The organism is Enterococcus sp. DIV1316a, from assembly GCF_050536915.1.
Lineage (GTDB): Bacteria > Bacillota > Bacilli > Lactobacillales > Enterococcaceae > Enterococcus > Enterococcus faecalis.
Genome location: NZ_CP172913.1, coordinates 2,695,648 through 2,712,725 on the forward strand (window position 1 = coordinate 2,695,648; position 17,078 = coordinate 2,712,725).

Annotated in this window: 11 protein-coding genes; all 11 read right to left on the reverse strand. The window is 40.7% G+C overall.

Annotation, left to right across the window (positions count from 1 at the left end; genetic code table 11):
• Positions 1-135: 135 nt before the first annotated feature.
• The 11 genes from IGL56_RS12775 to IGL56_RS12825 all read right to left on the reverse strand — a co-directional run bounded on the left by IGL56_RS12775 (position 136) and on the right by IGL56_RS12825 (position 16,592).
• Positions 136-1,908, reverse strand: coding sequence for an oleate hydratase (locus tag IGL56_RS12775; RefSeq protein WP_002355979.1), 1,773 nt, complete (start codon positions 1,906-1,908; stop codon positions 136-138).
• Between the two features lie 200 nt (positions 1,909-2,108).
• A complete protein-coding gene (locus tag IGL56_RS12780) occupies positions 2,109-2,786 on the reverse strand; it encodes a fructose-6-phosphate aldolase (protein WP_002355980.1) in 678 nt (225 codons plus the stop codon).
• Positions 2,787-2,813: 27 nt separating this feature from the next.
• Positions 2,814-3,170 (reverse strand): PTS glucitol/sorbitol transporter subunit IIA, encoded by a 357-nt coding sequence (locus IGL56_RS12785; RefSeq protein WP_002355981.1) that lies wholly within the window; start codon positions 3,168-3,170, stop codon positions 2,814-2,816.
• A gap of 23 nt (positions 3,171-3,193) precedes the next feature.
• Entirely contained in the window at positions 3,194-4,189 is a 996-nt protein-coding gene (srlE, locus tag IGL56_RS12790) for a PTS glucitol/sorbitol transporter subunit IIB (RefSeq protein WP_002355982.1), read from the reverse strand.
• Positions 4,190-4,205: 16 nt separating this feature from the next.
• Entirely contained in the window at positions 4,206-4,760 is a 555-nt protein-coding gene (gene srlA / locus IGL56_RS12795; protein ID WP_002355983.1) for a PTS glucitol/sorbitol transporter subunit IIC, read from the reverse strand.
• The gene (locus IGL56_RS12800; protein WP_002355985.1) at positions 4,760-5,245 is read right to left on the reverse strand and encodes a transcriptional regulator GutM; all 486 of its coding nucleotides are present in this window, start codon (positions 5,243-5,245) and stop codon (positions 4,760-4,762) included. Before IGL56_RS12800 ends, srlA begins: the two co-directional genes overlap by 1 nt.
• Entirely contained in the window at positions 5,242-7,104 is a 1,863-nt protein-coding gene (locus IGL56_RS12805; RefSeq protein ID WP_002355986.1) for a BglG family transcription antiterminator, read from the reverse strand. Before IGL56_RS12805 ends, IGL56_RS12800 begins: the two co-directional genes overlap by 4 nt.
• 15 nt (positions 7,105-7,119) lie before the next feature.
• Positions 7,120-7,920: an SDR family oxidoreductase gene (locus IGL56_RS12810; RefSeq protein WP_002355987.1), complete on the reverse strand. Its 801-nt coding sequence runs from the start codon at positions 7,918-7,920 to the stop codon at positions 7,120-7,122.
• Positions 7,921-8,091: 171 nt separating this feature from the next.
• Positions 8,092-9,990, reverse strand: coding sequence for a tRNA uridine-5-carboxymethylaminomethyl(34) synthesis enzyme MnmG (mnmG, locus tag IGL56_RS12815; protein ID WP_002355988.1), 1,899 nt, complete (start codon positions 9,988-9,990; stop codon positions 8,092-8,094).
• Between the two features lie 19 nt (positions 9,991-10,009).
• Positions 10,010-11,407: a tRNA uridine-5-carboxymethylaminomethyl(34) synthesis GTPase MnmE gene (mnmE, locus tag IGL56_RS12820; protein WP_002355989.1), complete on the reverse strand. Its 1,398-nt coding sequence runs from the start codon at positions 11,405-11,407 to the stop codon at positions 10,010-10,012.
• Between the two features lie 232 nt (positions 11,408-11,639).
• Positions 11,640-16,592 (reverse strand): Ig-like domain-containing protein, encoded by a 4,953-nt coding sequence (locus IGL56_RS12825; RefSeq protein ID WP_263308057.1) that lies wholly within the window; start codon positions 16,590-16,592, stop codon positions 11,640-11,642.
• Positions 16,593-17,078: the final 486 nt, after the last annotated feature.

Consider the following 17,078-nt stretch of genomic DNA (forward strand, 5'->3'; position numbering starts at 1 on the left):
CAAAAACTGATAAACGGCGGGAACAGAAGCAACTCCTTCGGAAATAAGCCGAAATTCTCCAAAAATTATAGAACAATTTTCGGAAATTCCTTCTTATTTCTCGGAGTTAAACACTTCTATCCCGACCTCTTTCAACTAAATTAAATGATTTTCTCTTAAAATATCACCAATATACGTATCCTCAAATTTCTTCACAAAGTGTTCAACCATTTTGCGTTCCACGAACGGCATATCCATTTCTGTTAATTTTTTCTTGTCAGATAAATAATAAACAGAGTTTGCTAAGACGCGCAAGTCGTATGCAGAAGCAAACACTTCTGGTACTCCGCGTTCAACCTCTAGCAATTGATAAACAGCTTCCATCGCTGTCCGTACAGAATACTCTGTTGTAAACACCGTATCTCGTTCAGTATCTGCGAAGTTCCCAATGAAAGCAAGATTTTTAGAGCCGTTTGGTACAACTAATGGTCGATCGCCTGGTTCTCTTAACATAAAGTAAGAAGTGATGAACGGCATATAAACCGGAATAGTGGTAGCCGATTCTTCTGAAATACGTTCAATTTCCCCTTCTGGGACCCCTAAATGATAAAGTAACTCTTGCGTAATTTCTTGCCCTGTACATTGTTCGATTGGTTTTTTAATATAATTTCCTGGTTTATTAGAAAGCAATCCATATACCCAAGTTATAGATTGTTGATCATTTTGTTCTTTAAAATGCGGTTGTCTATGCATAGCGAAACTCATCATCCAATTAGAGTCTTTGATAGTAATAATACCACCTGTGACAATTTTTCCTGTGCGTAATTTACGATGTGTTAACCGAGAAAGATACGGTTCAATATCGAAATTTTCCCACGTAATCGTTGCTGAGACAAACCAACTTTCATCTGGTAAATTTTCACAGAAAACTTCTGGGTGCCCAAATTCTGGGGATTGTTTTGCTAAGTTTTTCCAGAGATTCCAACTTCCCCCTAGTTCATGAGTAATTGGTGCTGGTGTATGATGATCTCCTTGCGTCGAACTTTCAGTAATTGAGCCATTCGTTACGAAGACTAAATCATTTTCAGTTAAAGGAATTTCTTTGGTTTTGCCCGCTTGTGTCAACAATAATCGCCGAGCAACTTTAGTATCTCCTTTGATGTCGACTTGGATATCATTGATCGTTGTTTCATATTGAAAGTCTACCCCTTGATTGGTTAAAAAGCTTAGTAATGGTTTCACTAACGATTCGTATTGATTGTATTTGGTAAACTTCAAGGCTGTAAAGTCAGGCAAACCTTTGATGTGATGGATAAAGCGCATGATGTAACGGCGCATTTCAATGGCAGAGTGCCATTTTTCAAAAGCAAACATTGAACACCAATAGATCCAAAAGTTGGATTCAAAAAATTCTTCGCCGAAAACATCTTCAATTTTTTTGCCAATTAATTGATCTTCAGAAGTCATAAATAAATCAACGATTTCTTTTTGTGCTTTTTTGGATAAAGTAAATTGTCCATCATCGGGGACACGTTCGCCACGGTTATGAATAATGCGGCAATTTGAAGAATTCGGATCATCTAAATCTAACCGGTAAAACTCATCTAGGACAGAGGCATCTTCTACTTCTAATGATGGTACCGAACGAAATAGATCCCACAAACACTCGAAATGGTTTTCCATTTCGCGTCCGCCGCGAGTGACAAAGCCATCATGGGGAATAAATTTACCATCTAAAGAACCGCCAGACAGCGTGAGTTCTTCAAAAATGTGAATATTTTCGCCCTTCATTTGACCGTCACGAATTAAGAAAACAGCCGTTGCTAAACCTGCTAGGCCACCACCAACGATGTAGGCACTCTTGTCATCTACACCTTTTGGTTTTCTTGGTCGAGCAAATGCTTCATAATTTCCATTTGTGTATCTCATTCTCGTTTCCTCCTATCATTTGATACCCTCATCATACTGCTACCAAAAAAAATACCCAAAAGATAACCCTTTTTTTTAAGAAATTCTTTGACAAATAAAGAGAATTGTCTAATTTTTAAGCAAGTGAATAATCGTAGATGTTTCATGTGAAACAAAAAAAGAACGAGAAGAAAAATGGCCGTTTTTTCTTCTCGTTCTTTTTATGCTAATTCGTTTACCGTTTCTACTCCAAAAACAGCAACCCAATCTTCCTGAAAATCAGTTACTGCTTTTTGAATGGCGGGCATTGCCAAGCCTTGTGTCACGAGTTCTGGTGCGATAGTGACCGCTTGCGCCCCCATTTGACAGGCTTGATTAATTTGTGCCACGTTTTTAAAACTAGCAGCTAAGATCTTACTCTTTGCGTTCGTCCGTTTAATTTCTGCAGCTAAATGCTCAATAACCTTTTGAGAATCAATTGTTAAATTCTCCATCCTATTATAATATGGCGCTAAATAATCTGCACCTGCCGCAATCGCTAGGTAGCCTTGAAATTCTGTATAAATAGCGGTTGCTGTTATCCGATAATTTGCCTGCTTAAGTTGTTTGATGGCTGCCAAGCCTGCTTCATTAACTGGGATTTTAATGAATGTTTCTTGGCCTAATTGTTGTACAATGGTTTGGGCATCTTCTAGCATCTCTTCTGTCGTTTGACCGACCACTTGGACGTGCAAACTCGCTTGTCCAATCGTTTTTTTGATTTCTTTCATCTGCGCAAAGAAGTCAATTTTTCCTGCTTGTTTAACAATACTGGGATTAGACGTTACGCCTGCCAGTGGTAAAATTTTCTGATACTTTCGAATAGCCTCAAGATTAATTGTATCTAGCATAAATTCCATCTTTTACGTTCCTCCCTTAAACGATAATTATAGAATAGTGATTGTTGTACCAACAGTTATTTCAGGAATAGCTTTTTCTTCAACATATAATGTACCTGGTAATTCAGGTGTTGTTGCGCCATCAAATTTAATAGTAATGTGACCCAATGTGTCTAAATTAGTTAATACTACCTCGCCTACAGCGGTAATCTGGTAAGTTTGTTCATCAATCACTAACGTTTGCTTGTCCGTAATCGCTTCTGTGACTGGCTGAACCTCAATGTTATAACAATAATCTGCTAAAGCATCTGGTGCATCTTTTCCAAATAAGATGACCATTTTTTCTTCTTTAAATAATTCGGCTTCTGGTCCAATAGACTGAACCTTTGTTGTAAATACTGACATTTCCCATCCTCCAAAAAAATTTTTTAACTATACAATCCAAAACTTGCTAACCAAGCAACTAGTACTCGAGGGGCACCATTTAAGAAACGAGAATATAAAACAGAAGGGACCCCGACTTCAACGGTTTCAGCTTCAGCTTCTTCCAAGCCTAAGCCCACGGGAATAAAGTCGCACGCGTTTTGTGTATTAATAGCAAACAATGCTGGTAGAGCTAGTTGTGGCGGAATGTTGCCTTTCCCAATTTCCACACCAATTAACGTACCAATTACTTGGCTGATTACTGCTCCAGGACCTAATAAAGGAGAAAGAAATGGCAGAGAACAAATAAAACCAATAATTGTTAACCCCACAATGTTTCCTGCCAATGGCGCCATGATATTGGCAAAAAATTCACCAATTCCTGAACCTTGAATTACACCAATTAATAAAGAAACAAATGCCATAAACGGAATCACTGTGTTGATCATCGTTTGTACGCCTTCACGGGCTGATTGGTTGAATGTCGCTACAACTTTTCCTGCACCCATACCAATTTTCGCAACAAAACTTTGTTGTTCCGCTTTTTGTTCAGTAATTTTTTTACTTGTATCATATTTAAATTCTGTTTTTTTCGAGGTGGGCTTTTCTGTATCAGCAGCAGCTTCTTCTGATGTCAATGTAATCTGTTTCGGGCCTACAGCGGAAACATAAATTGTCTCATTAATGTATTGTGCTAAGGGACCACTTTTGCCAGTTGGAACAACGTTAATAGTAGGAATTCCTTTTTTAGGATAAATTCCGCAACGAAGAGTGCCTCCACAATCAATAATGGCTAATGCGATTTCATCATCTGGAATCGATGTCTTAAAACCATTGACCGCTTCCATTCCTGTCAATTCTACGATTTTATCAACAATTGCGGGTTTCTCGCCGCCACCTGTAATGTAAATAAATTTATGTTTTTCTTCTGTCGGTGTAATCACTAAGGGCCCACCATAACCGCCATTTCCTTTAACTACCTTAATACTATTGTACGTCATCGCACCTTGCTCCTTTCTAATCCACAGCAATCTCTACTGTTTTACTAAGGGTAATTCCTTGTTGTTTGCAAACATAGGCGGTAGTGAAATCGGTAACCCAACCGCCAATAAAATTCATTAATATCCCTACAAACATATAGCGAATCGCTAGGTCCATCGAATTTAGTCCTAACGTATCAATCCCTTGCGCAATCCCTAACCAAACGAACAATTCACCAGGATTAATATGAGGGAAAACTCCATTACTTGTATGACAAAATTGCGCTTGTGCAGCATAATAGCTAGGTTTATAGTATTCTGGTAAAAATCGAGCCATCGTAAAGGACATTGGATTGCCTAACATAAAAGCGGATAAAAAAGGCAGCACTAAATATCGCGTAACAGGATTTTTAGCAGAAAGTTTGGCTACTTTGGTTACTCTTTCTTCTCCTAGAAAAGCAATTAAAGTATTCATAGCTACCATTAACATCAAAACAACAGGTACGATGCCTGTCATCCAAGAAATAAATGTTTCTGCTCCTGTTTGGAAAAGGTGCATAAATCCTTCCGCAAATTTTGTAATATAAGACATTACTCGACACTTCCTTTCAATTTTGTTTGTACTTTATTTTTCCATAATTGCCATTGAATTTTGGCTCCATTAAGCGGCGTTAATGGTTGTGTTTCTTGATAATTGCCAAGCTCAACACGTAAGTAAATTTCTCGTGCATTTTCCATCGCTTGTTGGGTTAATTTATTTTCCTTTTGTACGAGTGGATGGTAATGATCCATATAATGAATATCCTCGTTCACGTACTGAGGTAAGGGATGAAATTTAGCTAGAACGGTGACACCTTGCATCTTTCTAGCGGCTAAGATTTTCCCTTGCGAATCCACAGCAAACAAGATAATCGTGCCTGCTTTTAACTTCCCTGCACGTCGACCAATCGCGACTTTTCCTAATTGTCGCAATTCTTGGTAGTTTTGATTAAAGTGTTTAATCTGTTTCATTCCCATAGCTATCTGAACAAAGTAAGCTGTTAAAAAAAGCGCCCCGAATACGTAGATAAAACTCATATGATAATCCCCTTCCTTTGCATCCACTCTTTAACTGCTAAAACATCTCGTTGCTTCCGTAACTCATTACGTAAACGTTCGTCTCCTGCGATTGTAAACAAGCGGTCATATAGTTGTAGTAACTCTGCTTCAACAGTGGCCGTCAGCTCTTCTGGAATACCCAACAGCAAAATAACATCAACTTTACCTTCTGGTGTAACCAGTGATTCTTCAAAAACCCCAATCGATAAAATAATCGTTGGTAAGGCTTGATTAATTGTATGGGGAAAGGCAATCCCCGATTCAAAAATAGTTGTTTGTTGATCTTCTCTAGTAAAAATTCGTTCGATAAATTGAGGATCTACTAATTTTTCTGCTTCTAAATCAGCAACCATTTTCTGGATATTCGCTCGGTAACCTTGAGTATTCTCTAATAATTGATAGGTCATATGAATATTTTGAGATTCCACGGAACGAATTTCTTTTGCTCTCTGCCACTCATTTCTGAGCCAAGTATCGTTAAATAAATTAGTTAAATGGATCATCGGTGTTTGTGGTCGAATATTTTTTAAGGGAATGGTTGTAAAAATAGCAAAATATTGATTCAATTCTCTTCTCTCTGCCTCTTCTTCAGAAAAATGGGCAATCTGGACGTCTGGACCCAAAACTTTTTCCAATTGCCGCTGAATGATCAAGGCCGTTCCATGACCTGTACTGCAGATTACAGCGATTTCTTTTTTGGCTCCCGCTTCATAGTTCCCTCTCAATGCTAGTTCAAAATACAAAGCGAGATACCCAAATTCAACCGTCGGCACACAACGATTTAACAAACGGCCCAATTCTTGCAAGCCAATCTTGGCTAATTCATAGGCCAAAGGATATTGTCGTTCAATTTCTCCGTAAAATAAATCGTGACACTCCACATGAAAAACGAGTCGATTCATCACGTTTCTTAAATGATCTTTCATTTCTGAAAACAAGAAGTCCTCATCAAATTCAACAACAACTGAATGATGAATTTTTTTCATCATTTTTTGAAAATAGTCAGCTAAGAGTCCTTCATCAGCCAATAAAGAATTACGAATATGGTTTGTGTTGATGTTAAAAGGAAAGCTGATAAAGGAACGTTCCCATTGGCTTAACGTTACATTATAGGTTATTTCCAAGTGATACATCAGTTCTTCAATCTGCTCGTTATGACGAACATAATCAACATATTCTAGTGGTAGTTCCGTAATGAGTTTTCCAGCTAAAACACGCTGCAAAACAATTGAAACCACTCTTCGTAAAAGAAAACTATCTTGTTTTGCTAGTCTTGTTTCTTTGATTATTTTTTGTATCATTTGTTTGGTAGTTTCATGAAGAAACTGTTCTTCAAAATATTCTTGGACGTAATTCACATGAAGTAAGCGTAAATCAAACTCTTTTCCTTCTAAATGAATGCCACGGTTTGGCGTACCTACAACCGCAACCTGCCAAGGAGCAATCAGCTCTTTCATGCGCTTAATGTCTTTATTAACTGTGCCGCGACTAACGGCGAGTTCTTCGGATAAATCATAAGTTGAAATAAATTGATCTTCTTCTATTAATCGTTTGATAATGTAGGAAACACGCTTGCTTGAAGAATTAAAATCAGATTCCCTTTTTAGCCGTCCAGACAAAACCTCTTCAAAACCTTCAAAGTTATTGATTTCTAACTGAAAGAGATTTTCCTTCTGAATAATTTGGGCGATACCGATTAATTCATCATTCAATGTATCAATGTTTTTACGAACTGTTTGAGGACTTGCGGCTAATTTCTCTTGCAATTCCTGTAAGCTCATTCCTTTGTGATCAACTAGTAATTTTATTACTTGGTACCATCTATTTACTAGCGTCATTTAGTTTTCCCACCTCTATCCTCTTGTTTTACCTCCAGCTACGTTTGTGGTGATGCCTGTAATATAGCTTGAACGGTCTGATAAATAATAGCATACTAAGTCAGCGACTTCATGGAGTTTTCCGCTACGACCTAATGGAATCGTACTTGTTTTTGAATAACCTGCTCGCAATTGCTCCACAGAAATGTTTCGTGTATAAGCCAATGCTTCTTCGTATGCTAAAGTGCGCAAGCCCGTTTCTTCCATAATGCCTGGCGCAATCCCCACGACACGGACGTTTGATTTTCCTAACTCTTTAGCCCATGAACGTGTATAACTGCTGACTGCTGCTTTCGTTGCAGCGTAGGCGCTTTGCCCTTCGGAGCCTTCTAATCCAGCTTCTGAAGACATATTAATAATGACACCTGCTTGTTTTTGTACAAGAATCCGGCCCACTGCTTGGCTCATTAGGTAGAGCCCTTTTTGATTGATGGCTACAATTTTGTCGAATACCTCATCCGATAATTCATAAGGCCCATGAGGATGATTTTTATCCACCAATAGACGAGGAATATTGATTCCGGCGTTATTTACTAGGCCATCTACGGTTCCAAATTTTTCCACCACTTGAGCGACACCCGCTTCTACTTCTGCTCGAGAAGTTACATCGACTTTCACAAAGAGTAAATGCTCATGTTGCGTTTCTGATGCTGAAATATCAAAATTAGCGACATAGACCTCTTGCGCTAACAAGCTTTCAACAATGCTGCGACCAATACCAGATGAGCCTCCTGTAACAATCACTACTTTTCCTTTAATTCCTAACCAATCTGTCATTTGTTCCACTCCTATCATTTGTTTGCGCTTTCAGTATAGGTCAGTTTGTGAAATTATTTAAGACAGTCTTTTTTTGCAGTTTAGAAAAAAAAGTAGACTAATTCAAAACAAAAAAGCAGTTGCTTCTTCACAATCAATCATCCGTGAAGAAGCAACTGCTTCAAATTTTTATTATCCTTGCACTTTCGCGATTTTTCCTTGTTCGATGTAGACCATCAAAATGCTAATGTCAGCGGGGTTCACACCGCTGATACGGCTTGCTTGGGCAATCGTTTCTGGTTGGATTTTTTGTAGTTTTTGTTTTGCTTCTGTAGCCAAGCCGTTAATCGCTTGGTAATCAATGTTTTCTGGAATGCGTTTTGCTTCCATGCGTTTTAGTTTCTCAACTTTTTCCATGGCTTTTTTAATGTAGCCTTCGTACTTGATTTGAATTTCTACTTGTTCAATCACTTTCGGATCGAGCGCCTCTTCAGGTGCGGGAATAAATTGAGCGACTTCTTGATAACTGATTTCTGGGCGTTTCAGAAAATCTCTAGCTAAAATACCATCTTTTAAGCCAGCAGCGCCTTTGGTTTCCAAAAATGCTTGCACTTCTTTGGTTGGTTTAATCCGATGTTTGCCTAAGCGGGCAATTTCCGCTTCAACAGCCGCTTTTTTGACTAGATAGGCGGCATATTGTTCTTCTTTGACTAAGCCAATTTCATGACCCATTTCTGTTAAACGTAAGTCCGCATTGTCATGTCGTAAAATCAAACGATACTCCGCACGTGACGTTAATAAGCGATAAGGTTCGTTAGTGCCTTTTGTAACTAAATCGTCAATCATGACGCCAATATAGCCATCACTACGTTTTAAAACAAGAGGCTCTTTGCCTTGAATTTTCAATGCAGCATTAATTCCTGCCATCAAGCCTTGACCAGCAGCTTCTTCGTAGCCACTAGTTCCGTTCGTTTGACCTGCTGTATAAAGATTCTCAATGACCTTTGTTTCTAATGTTGGGCGTAATTGGTGAGGGACTACCACATCGTATTCAATGGCGTAACCTGTACGCATCATTTCTACTTTTTCTAATCCTTCAATAGAATGAAGCATTTCTGTTTGGACATCTTCTGGTAAAGAAGTAGATAAGCCTTGGACGTAAACTTCTTCGGTATTCAACCCTTCTGGTTCCAAGAACAATTGGTGTCTTGGTTTGTCTGCAAAACGAACAATTTTGTCCTCGATGGATGGACAATACCGAGCGCCCACACCTTCAACAATCCCAGTAAACATTGGGGCGCGGTGTAGATTTTTTTGAATAATTTCATGCGTTGTTTCATTCGTATAAGTTAACCAACAAGGTTCTTGGTTTTGATTGTAGGCACTATCTGGCGTGCTGTAACTAAAGTGGTTGGGTTCTTTATCGCCTGGTTGTTCCTCTGTCACAGAATAATCAATCGTACTTGATTTTACTCGCGGCGGCGTTCCTGTTTTAAAGCGATCGATTTCTAAACCTAATTCTTTTAAATGATTGGCTAAACCAACGGAAGGTTGCGAATTGTTTGGTCCTGATGAATATTTTAATTCACCAATAATAATTTCGCCACGCAAGGCAGTACCGGCAGTAATCACCACTGCTTGACTACGGTATGCGGCACCTGTTGAAGTTACAACACCACGACAAACGCCATCTTCCACGATTAATTCTTCAACAATCCCTTGACGAAGGGTTAAATTTTCTTCTTTTTCAATGGTATGTTTCATTTCTGTCGCATAGGCATGTTTGTCAGCTTGCGCGCGCAACGCACGCACTGCTGGACCTTTACCAGTATTTAGCATCCGCATTTGGATGTAGGTTTTATCAATGTTTTTACCCATTTCACCGCCTAATGCATCGATTTCTCGGACAACGACTCCTTTGGCAGGTCCACCAACAGAAGGGTTACATGGCATAAAAGCAACCATATCTAAATTAATTGTTAAAAGTAACGTTTTAACGCCCATTCGTGCGGCTGCTAAGGCTGCTTCAGAGCCAGCATGTCCAGCACCGACGACAATAACATCATATGATTCTGCTTGATATTGATTCATAAAAAATTCCTCTCTTGTCTTATTTTCCTAAACAAAATTGACTAAATAACTGTGTAATTAATTCATCTTGGACACTATCGCCGACGATTTCCCCTAAATAATCCCAACAACGGGTCATATCAATTTGAACTAAATCGACTGGCATACCTGCTTCGATGCCGTTAATCACTTCTTGTAACGAAAGCGCTGCTTGATCCAGCAAAGCAATATGACGTGTATTAGAAATATAGGTAGCATCTTTTTCGCCTGTTTGGCCGCCAAAGAAAAGATCAGCAATTTTCGCTTCTAACTGGTCTAAGCCTGTGTTTGACAACACCGAAACGGATAAAATTTCTTCTGCAGGGACTAATTCTTGTAATTCGTTAGGATCCAGTTTTGTCGGTAAGTCCATTTTATTTAAAAGAATAACGCGTTTTAAGCCTTTCGTTGCTTCCAACAGTTGACGATCTTCCTCTGTCAATTCTTCGCTTTGATTTAAGACTAACAAAATTAAATCCGAATCTGCTAACGCTTTGCGGCTACGTTCGACACCAATTCGTTCCACAATGTCTTCTGTTTCGCGAATCCCAGCTGTATCAATTAATTTTAAAGGAACGCCGCGAACGTTAACGTATTCTTCAATGACATCACGTGTCGTTCCAGCAATATCTGTAACGATGGCTTTTTCTTCTCGTAACAGATGGTTTAACAAACTGGATTTCCCGACATTTGGTCGGCCAATAATTGCTGTACTTAGGCCTTCTCGCAAAATTTTTCCTTGTTTAGCGGTCGTTAATAATTGTTGAATCTGCGCTTTCACAAATTCGGCTTTTTCTAAAAGTAATTTCGTGGTTAATTCTTCGACATCATCATACTCTGGATAATCGATATTAACTTCTACTTGTGCTAAAGTATTTAAAATTTCTTGTCTTAATGAACGAATTAACGCCGACAAGTTACCATCCAATTGGTTCAATGCAACATTCATCGCTTTATCCGTTTTAGCACGGATTAAGTCCATCACTGCTTCTGCTTGTGAAAGATCCATTCGGCCATTTAGAAAAGCACGTTTTGTAAATTCCCCAGGTTCGGCCATTCGTGCGCCTTCACGTAACAGTAATTGCAGTAGTTGGTTCACCACGACAATGCCGCCATGACAGTTAATTTCTACCACGTCTTCTCGTGTAAATGTTTTCGGTGCCCGCATCACAGAAAGCATGACTTCATCAATCAATTGATCGTTTTGCGGATCAACAATATGACCATAATGAATCGTGTGCGTGGGGACTTTAGCTAAATCTTTAGTGCCTGACCGATAAACTTTGTTTGCAATAGCAACTGCTTGCTCGCCACTTAAACGAACAATACTAATCGCACCTTCACCTGGCGGCGTAGAAATCGCCGCAATTGTATCAAATTCCATTGTAGCTGATTGCATAATTAGCTTCCTTTCTTCATAACAACAAAAAAAGCGCCCACTCCTCCTGCATTAAAAAATTCAGGTTGGATTTAGCACTTTCACTGCTTGTTCCTTCGATTTTCTGAAAATAGAATAGCACATTTTATTCTATTTGGCAATTTTTCTTCATTAAATGGAATGAGAAAACGTATCATTGAGTGGGGAATTCTCAACAATACGTTTTCTCATCTATAGGAATTAAAGGAGAGAGCTAGTTTTTACGTTTGCGTTTGATGATTCCCATGCTCGCAAGGAGTGCGACAAAGGCGCCAAACAAACTTGTTGTCACGGCTGAAGACTCTTTTTCACCTGTGCTAGGTAAGAAGCCTGTTTTCCCGTGATTTCCAGTGCCATAACTGATGGTGCTTAGTTTAGGGTGGTAGCCACTACCATTTGTACCGAGGCCATTGCCTAGTGAACCTAAGCCAGAACCTGTTGTGCCTAAACCAGAACCTCCATTTGGATTTGAACCTGTGTTTGAACCATTCCCATTATTCCCGCCAGTTGCGCCATTGTTTCCTGTATTGCCGTTATTTCCGCCAGTGTTACCATTGCCTCCTCCAGGATTCGTTGGGTCGGCTGGTGTCATGAAGGTTGTAGCCGTACTGTAATGTCCTGCGCCATCGGTAGCTGTCGCAAGTAAACTTTGTTGAGCAGTCGCTTGTCCCGCTGTTAATTGGATAGCGAAGTTGCCTTCAGCATCGGTGGCACCTACAGCAATCACACTTCTTAATAGTCGGTTGCTAATTTGAATGATTCGGTTTGGTTCAGCTGTTCCTTTGATGAGGTAGCCGGCTTTAGACGTTCCTAAAACTGAAGAAACAGTTGGTGCCGCAATTTTAATTTCTGGTTCTCCCGTAATATCGGCTGGCGTCATAAATGTGGTTTTAGGACTCACATTTCCTTGTGTATCTGTGGTTAGTGCGGTTAACGTTTCTTTTTCTGTTGCTAACCCTGCTGCAATATGAACGGAGAAGGTGCCTCCAGTAGTTGTATTGCCACTTGCCAATAATTGTTCACTGCTATTGTAAAATTGAACCGTGACATTTGGATCAGCAGTTCCAGTGACTGTATAGCCATTGGCTTTGTTTCCTTCAACCTTCGTAATAGTTGGCGCCGCTAAAACAACATCCGCTGGAATAACGGCTGTAGCTGGTTGACTTTCATTGCCAGCGCCATCTTTGCTAATAATCGTAATCGTTTCTCCTGGTGTCACTACGCCAGCTGGTAGAGTCACCGTATATTGGCCGGTTTCGTTAGCAGTGGTAGCAGCAATGATGGTTCCGTCTGCGTCACGGACATCAATAGTGGTTTTGGGCTCCGCCGTTCCAGTGATTTCGTAACCTTTACCAGAATTTCCGGTAATAGAATCAATGGTTGGTGTGGCTAAGTCGGCTGGTGTAGTTGCTGTAGCTGGCTGACTTTCTTTTCCTGTTGCATTTTTCGCTACGACAGTTATTGTTTCGTTAGCTGAGGCCTTCCCTGGCTCTAAAGTCACTGTGTATTTGCCATCAGTTCCAGTAGTTGCCATGCCAAGGACTGTGCCATCGGCATCACGCACCTCAACTGTTGTACCAACTTCTGCTGCTCCTACTACTTGATACCCTTTTGTCGTGCTACCAGTGATTTTGTCAACAGTAGGTGTCGTGACTGGTGCATCTGGATCAGCAGGTGTTTTGAAAGCAGTCGGATTACTTTCTTTCCCAGCAGCATCTTTCGCAATGGCAGTTAAGGCTTCGTTAGCTGTTGCTGTGCCCGTCGGAAGAGTGATTGTAAAGGCGCCAGCACCATCAGTCGTTCCCGTAGCAATAACTAAACCTGCTTCATTGTGAATCTCAATGGTGACATTTGGCTCTGCCGTGCCGGTTACTTGATACCCAGTGGCAGTTGTTCCTGTAACAGTCGTCACAGTTGGTGCTGCTACGGTTGCATCTTCAGGGACCGTCACTTCCGTTGGTTGACTTTCATTGCCGTCACCGTCTTTTCCAACAACTGTTAATGTATCACCAGGATTAGCGGCTCCCGCTGGAAGGTCCACAGTAAAGTTTCCTTGATCATCCGTTGTCGTTGTACCAATAATTGTTCCATCTGGGTTCCGTACTTCAATGGTGGTATTAGGGTCCGCCGTCCCAGTGATTTCATAACCAGTTGTTGAATCTCCAGTAATGTCACCAATTGTTGGTGTGGTAACATCAGCGGGTGTCATAGCTGTAGTTGGTTGACTCTCAAGTCCAGTATCATTTTTAGCAACTACATTCACTGTTTGTTTAGCTGTTGCTTTTCCTGAAGCTAACGTCACAGTATATTGGCCAGTCGGTCCAGTTGTTGCGGTGCCTAAAACTGTTCCGTCTGTTGCACGAACTTCAATGGTGGTGCCAAGTTCAGCGGCACCTGTCACTTGATATCCTTGTGTTGTATTCCCAGTAACTTTGTCGACACTTGGCGGTGCCACTACTTCATCTGCTGGTGTTTGGAAGGTTGTCGGTGTACTTGTATTGCCAGCAGGATCTTTGGCTAACGCTGTCAATGTTTCATTCGCATTTGCCGTCCCAGCTGGAAGGTTCACAGCAAAGGAACCAGTCCCATCGGCAGTCCCTGTTGCAATCACGTTCCCATCTGCATCACGAATTTCGATGGTAGCATTCGGATCAGCGGTGCCTGTCACCTGATAACCAGCAACTGAATTACCTGTTACTCCTGTTACAGTTGGTGCTGTAACCGTGGCATCAGCAGGAACAAGGACTTCAGTCGGTTGACTTTCATTTCCCGCGTTATCCTTTCCAATCACTGTTAACGTATCCCCAGGATTGGTCGTTCCCGTTGGTAGCGTTACAGTAAAATCACCATTCGCATCAGAGGTACCTGTACCAATGACTGCCCCAGATGGATCACGAACTTCGATTGTTGTGTTAGGGTCTGCTGTTCCTGTAATTTCATAACCCGAACCAGAGTTGCCTGTGATGTTATCAACTGTTGGTGCAGTGACATCAGCTGGTGTTGTCGCCGTTGCTGGTTGACTTTCCGTGCCACTAGCGTTTTTCGCTACAACGCTCAGCGTTTGATTTGCTGTTGCTGTTCCTGAATCTAAAGTCACTGTATATTTTCCGTCAGTTCCAGTTGTTGCAGTACCAAGGACCGTGCCAGCTGCATCGCGAACCTCAATGGTGGTGCCAACTTCAGCAGTCCCTTTGACCTCATAGCCTTTTGTTGTACTACCTGTTACAGTCTCAACAATTGGCGTCGCCACGGGCGTATTAGGATCCGCTGGCGTTTGGAACGTTGTTGGCGTACTTTCTGTACCGCTGGCGTTTTTCGCTACGGCGGTTAACGTTTCATTCGCACCTGCTTCACCTGCGGGAATGGTAACTGTAAATGCCCCTGTCCCATCAGCAGTACCTGTACCTATCACGGCACCTCCTGCATTTCGGATCTCAACCGTGGCATTGGCGTCGGCGGTGCCTTTGATCTCGTAACCTGCTGTTGAATTGCCTGTTACTCCTGTGATTGTTGGTGCGGTTACGGTTGCTTCATCCGCTGGTGTTTGGAACGTTGTTGGCGTGCTTTCTGTGCCGCTGGCGTTTTTCGCTACGGCGGTTAACGTTTCATTAGCACCTGCTTCACCTGCGGGAATGGTAACTGTAAATGCCCCTGTCCCATCGGCGGTACCTGTACCTATTACGGTGCCTCCTGCATTTCGGATTTCAACCGTGGCATTGGCGTCGGCAGTTCCTTTAACTTCGTAACCTGCCGTTGAATTACCTGTCACTCCTGTGATTGTTGGTGCGGTTACGGTTGCTTCATCCGCTGGTGTTTGGAACGTTGTTGGCGTACTTTCTGTGCCGCTGGCGTTTTTCGCTACGGCGGTTAACGTTTCATTCGCACCTGCTTCACCTGCGGGAATGGTAACTGTAAATGCCCCTGTCCCATCAGCAGTACCTGTACCTATCACGGCACCTCCTGCATTTCGGATTTCAACCGTGGCATTGGCATCGGCAGTTCCTTTAACTTCGTAACCTGCCGTTGAATTGCCTGTTACTCCTGTTACGGTAGGTGCGGTTACTTCACTAGTAGTACCTGCAGCAAAATAAATGTTGGATACACCGTCTGCTGTTGCTAATAAATTAACGTCTAAAAGATCTGTTTGAACGACTGTTCCTACAAAACGAGCATCTAAATTATTGGATAAATTTTGAGGTGTTGAAACGGTAGTTGGTAAAGTAACCGTAGTTGCGCCTAGTAAAGAAGCATCCACTAACTCATTCACACCTGAACCACCAACCGCTAATAAAGGCAAAGCACCTGAAACAGCCACGTTTACCGTGCCTTTGACAGGAAGCAAGGCTGCATTTATGGCTGTGGCGACAAGATTACTTGGGATACTGGTTCCTTTTGCCTCCAAAGCTTGAACTGCCGCATTCAAATCTTGTAAGATGTTTGAAACATTTTGGGCTAAAACTAACCCTAAACCATCACTAATTGGTGCGCTAATGTATGAGCCGTCAGCTGCTAACGTTTCCGGAGCTGTAAATGAAGCAGCACCTAAGTTTTCAATGTTATTCACTAATTCCAACTGACGATTCACTTCCGTCAGATCAATATCAACACCAGTTAAATTCCCTAACGCTCCACTGGTAATTTGAGTAATGACATTGGTTAAATCATTGGCTGCATTCAAAACGGCGGTCAAAAAAGTAACTTTTGAAAGATCAATCGTGACATTGGTATTGATTGCTGCGCTGCCTGCTGCAGCTACATTTCCTCTTAACTCAGGAGGAACCACTAACACCGCTTGTTTTTGTCCACTAAACACAGCGGAAGCATCTGCTAAAGCGCCACCAGAAACCGTGAAATTAACTGGTTGATTTTGGTTTGCGGCTGTCCAACGATTACTCGTTGAAGTGCCACTGTCATTATTTGACGTAACATTTGATAATAGTTCGATATCCAAGACCGCTGCTGATGCACTGATTGTGCCAGAGGTAACAGCTATACTTACAGGGATTGCTAATGACGTAAATAATAAACCACTTGATATTGCTAAATTAAGCATCTTGCGTTTTGTCCATTTTTTATGCTGACTTTTCCGATTAAAATCCTCAACAATTTTCTTTTTCATCTGATCGTCCCTCTTTTCTTTAAAATAAACGATAAATACCAAGATCATTAGCTTCCCCTAGTTGTTCATCTCCCCCTTTAGCGATTTAAATGGATTTAACACCTGCAGTTTAGTACATTTCCTCAGCTTTTCAAAATATAATGCTGTGAATTTTTATATAAAAATTCATTTGATAACAAACATCCTGGATATGTTAAAAAACTCACTAATTCATTAGTGAGTTTTTATACAATGAGAGGAAAATGAGGAAGTTTATACATTTCTCCTCAATCATTAAAGATAAATAAATTATTTTATTATAACTTATCGTTTGATAAATCGATAATTAAATAACGGAAAATTTTTTTATTTTTTTGAGAAATTCCACTATTATTTTTTCTGCTTCTTTGACTGTTTTTATCAATTTTATGGCTGTAAGTCATAAAAACTTTACATCAAAAAAATGACTCTAATCTATAACAATTTTTTCTGTTTTTAAGATTTTTTTATGAAATTTTTTATATTAAACAAAGTATAAATTTCTAATTATCTTTT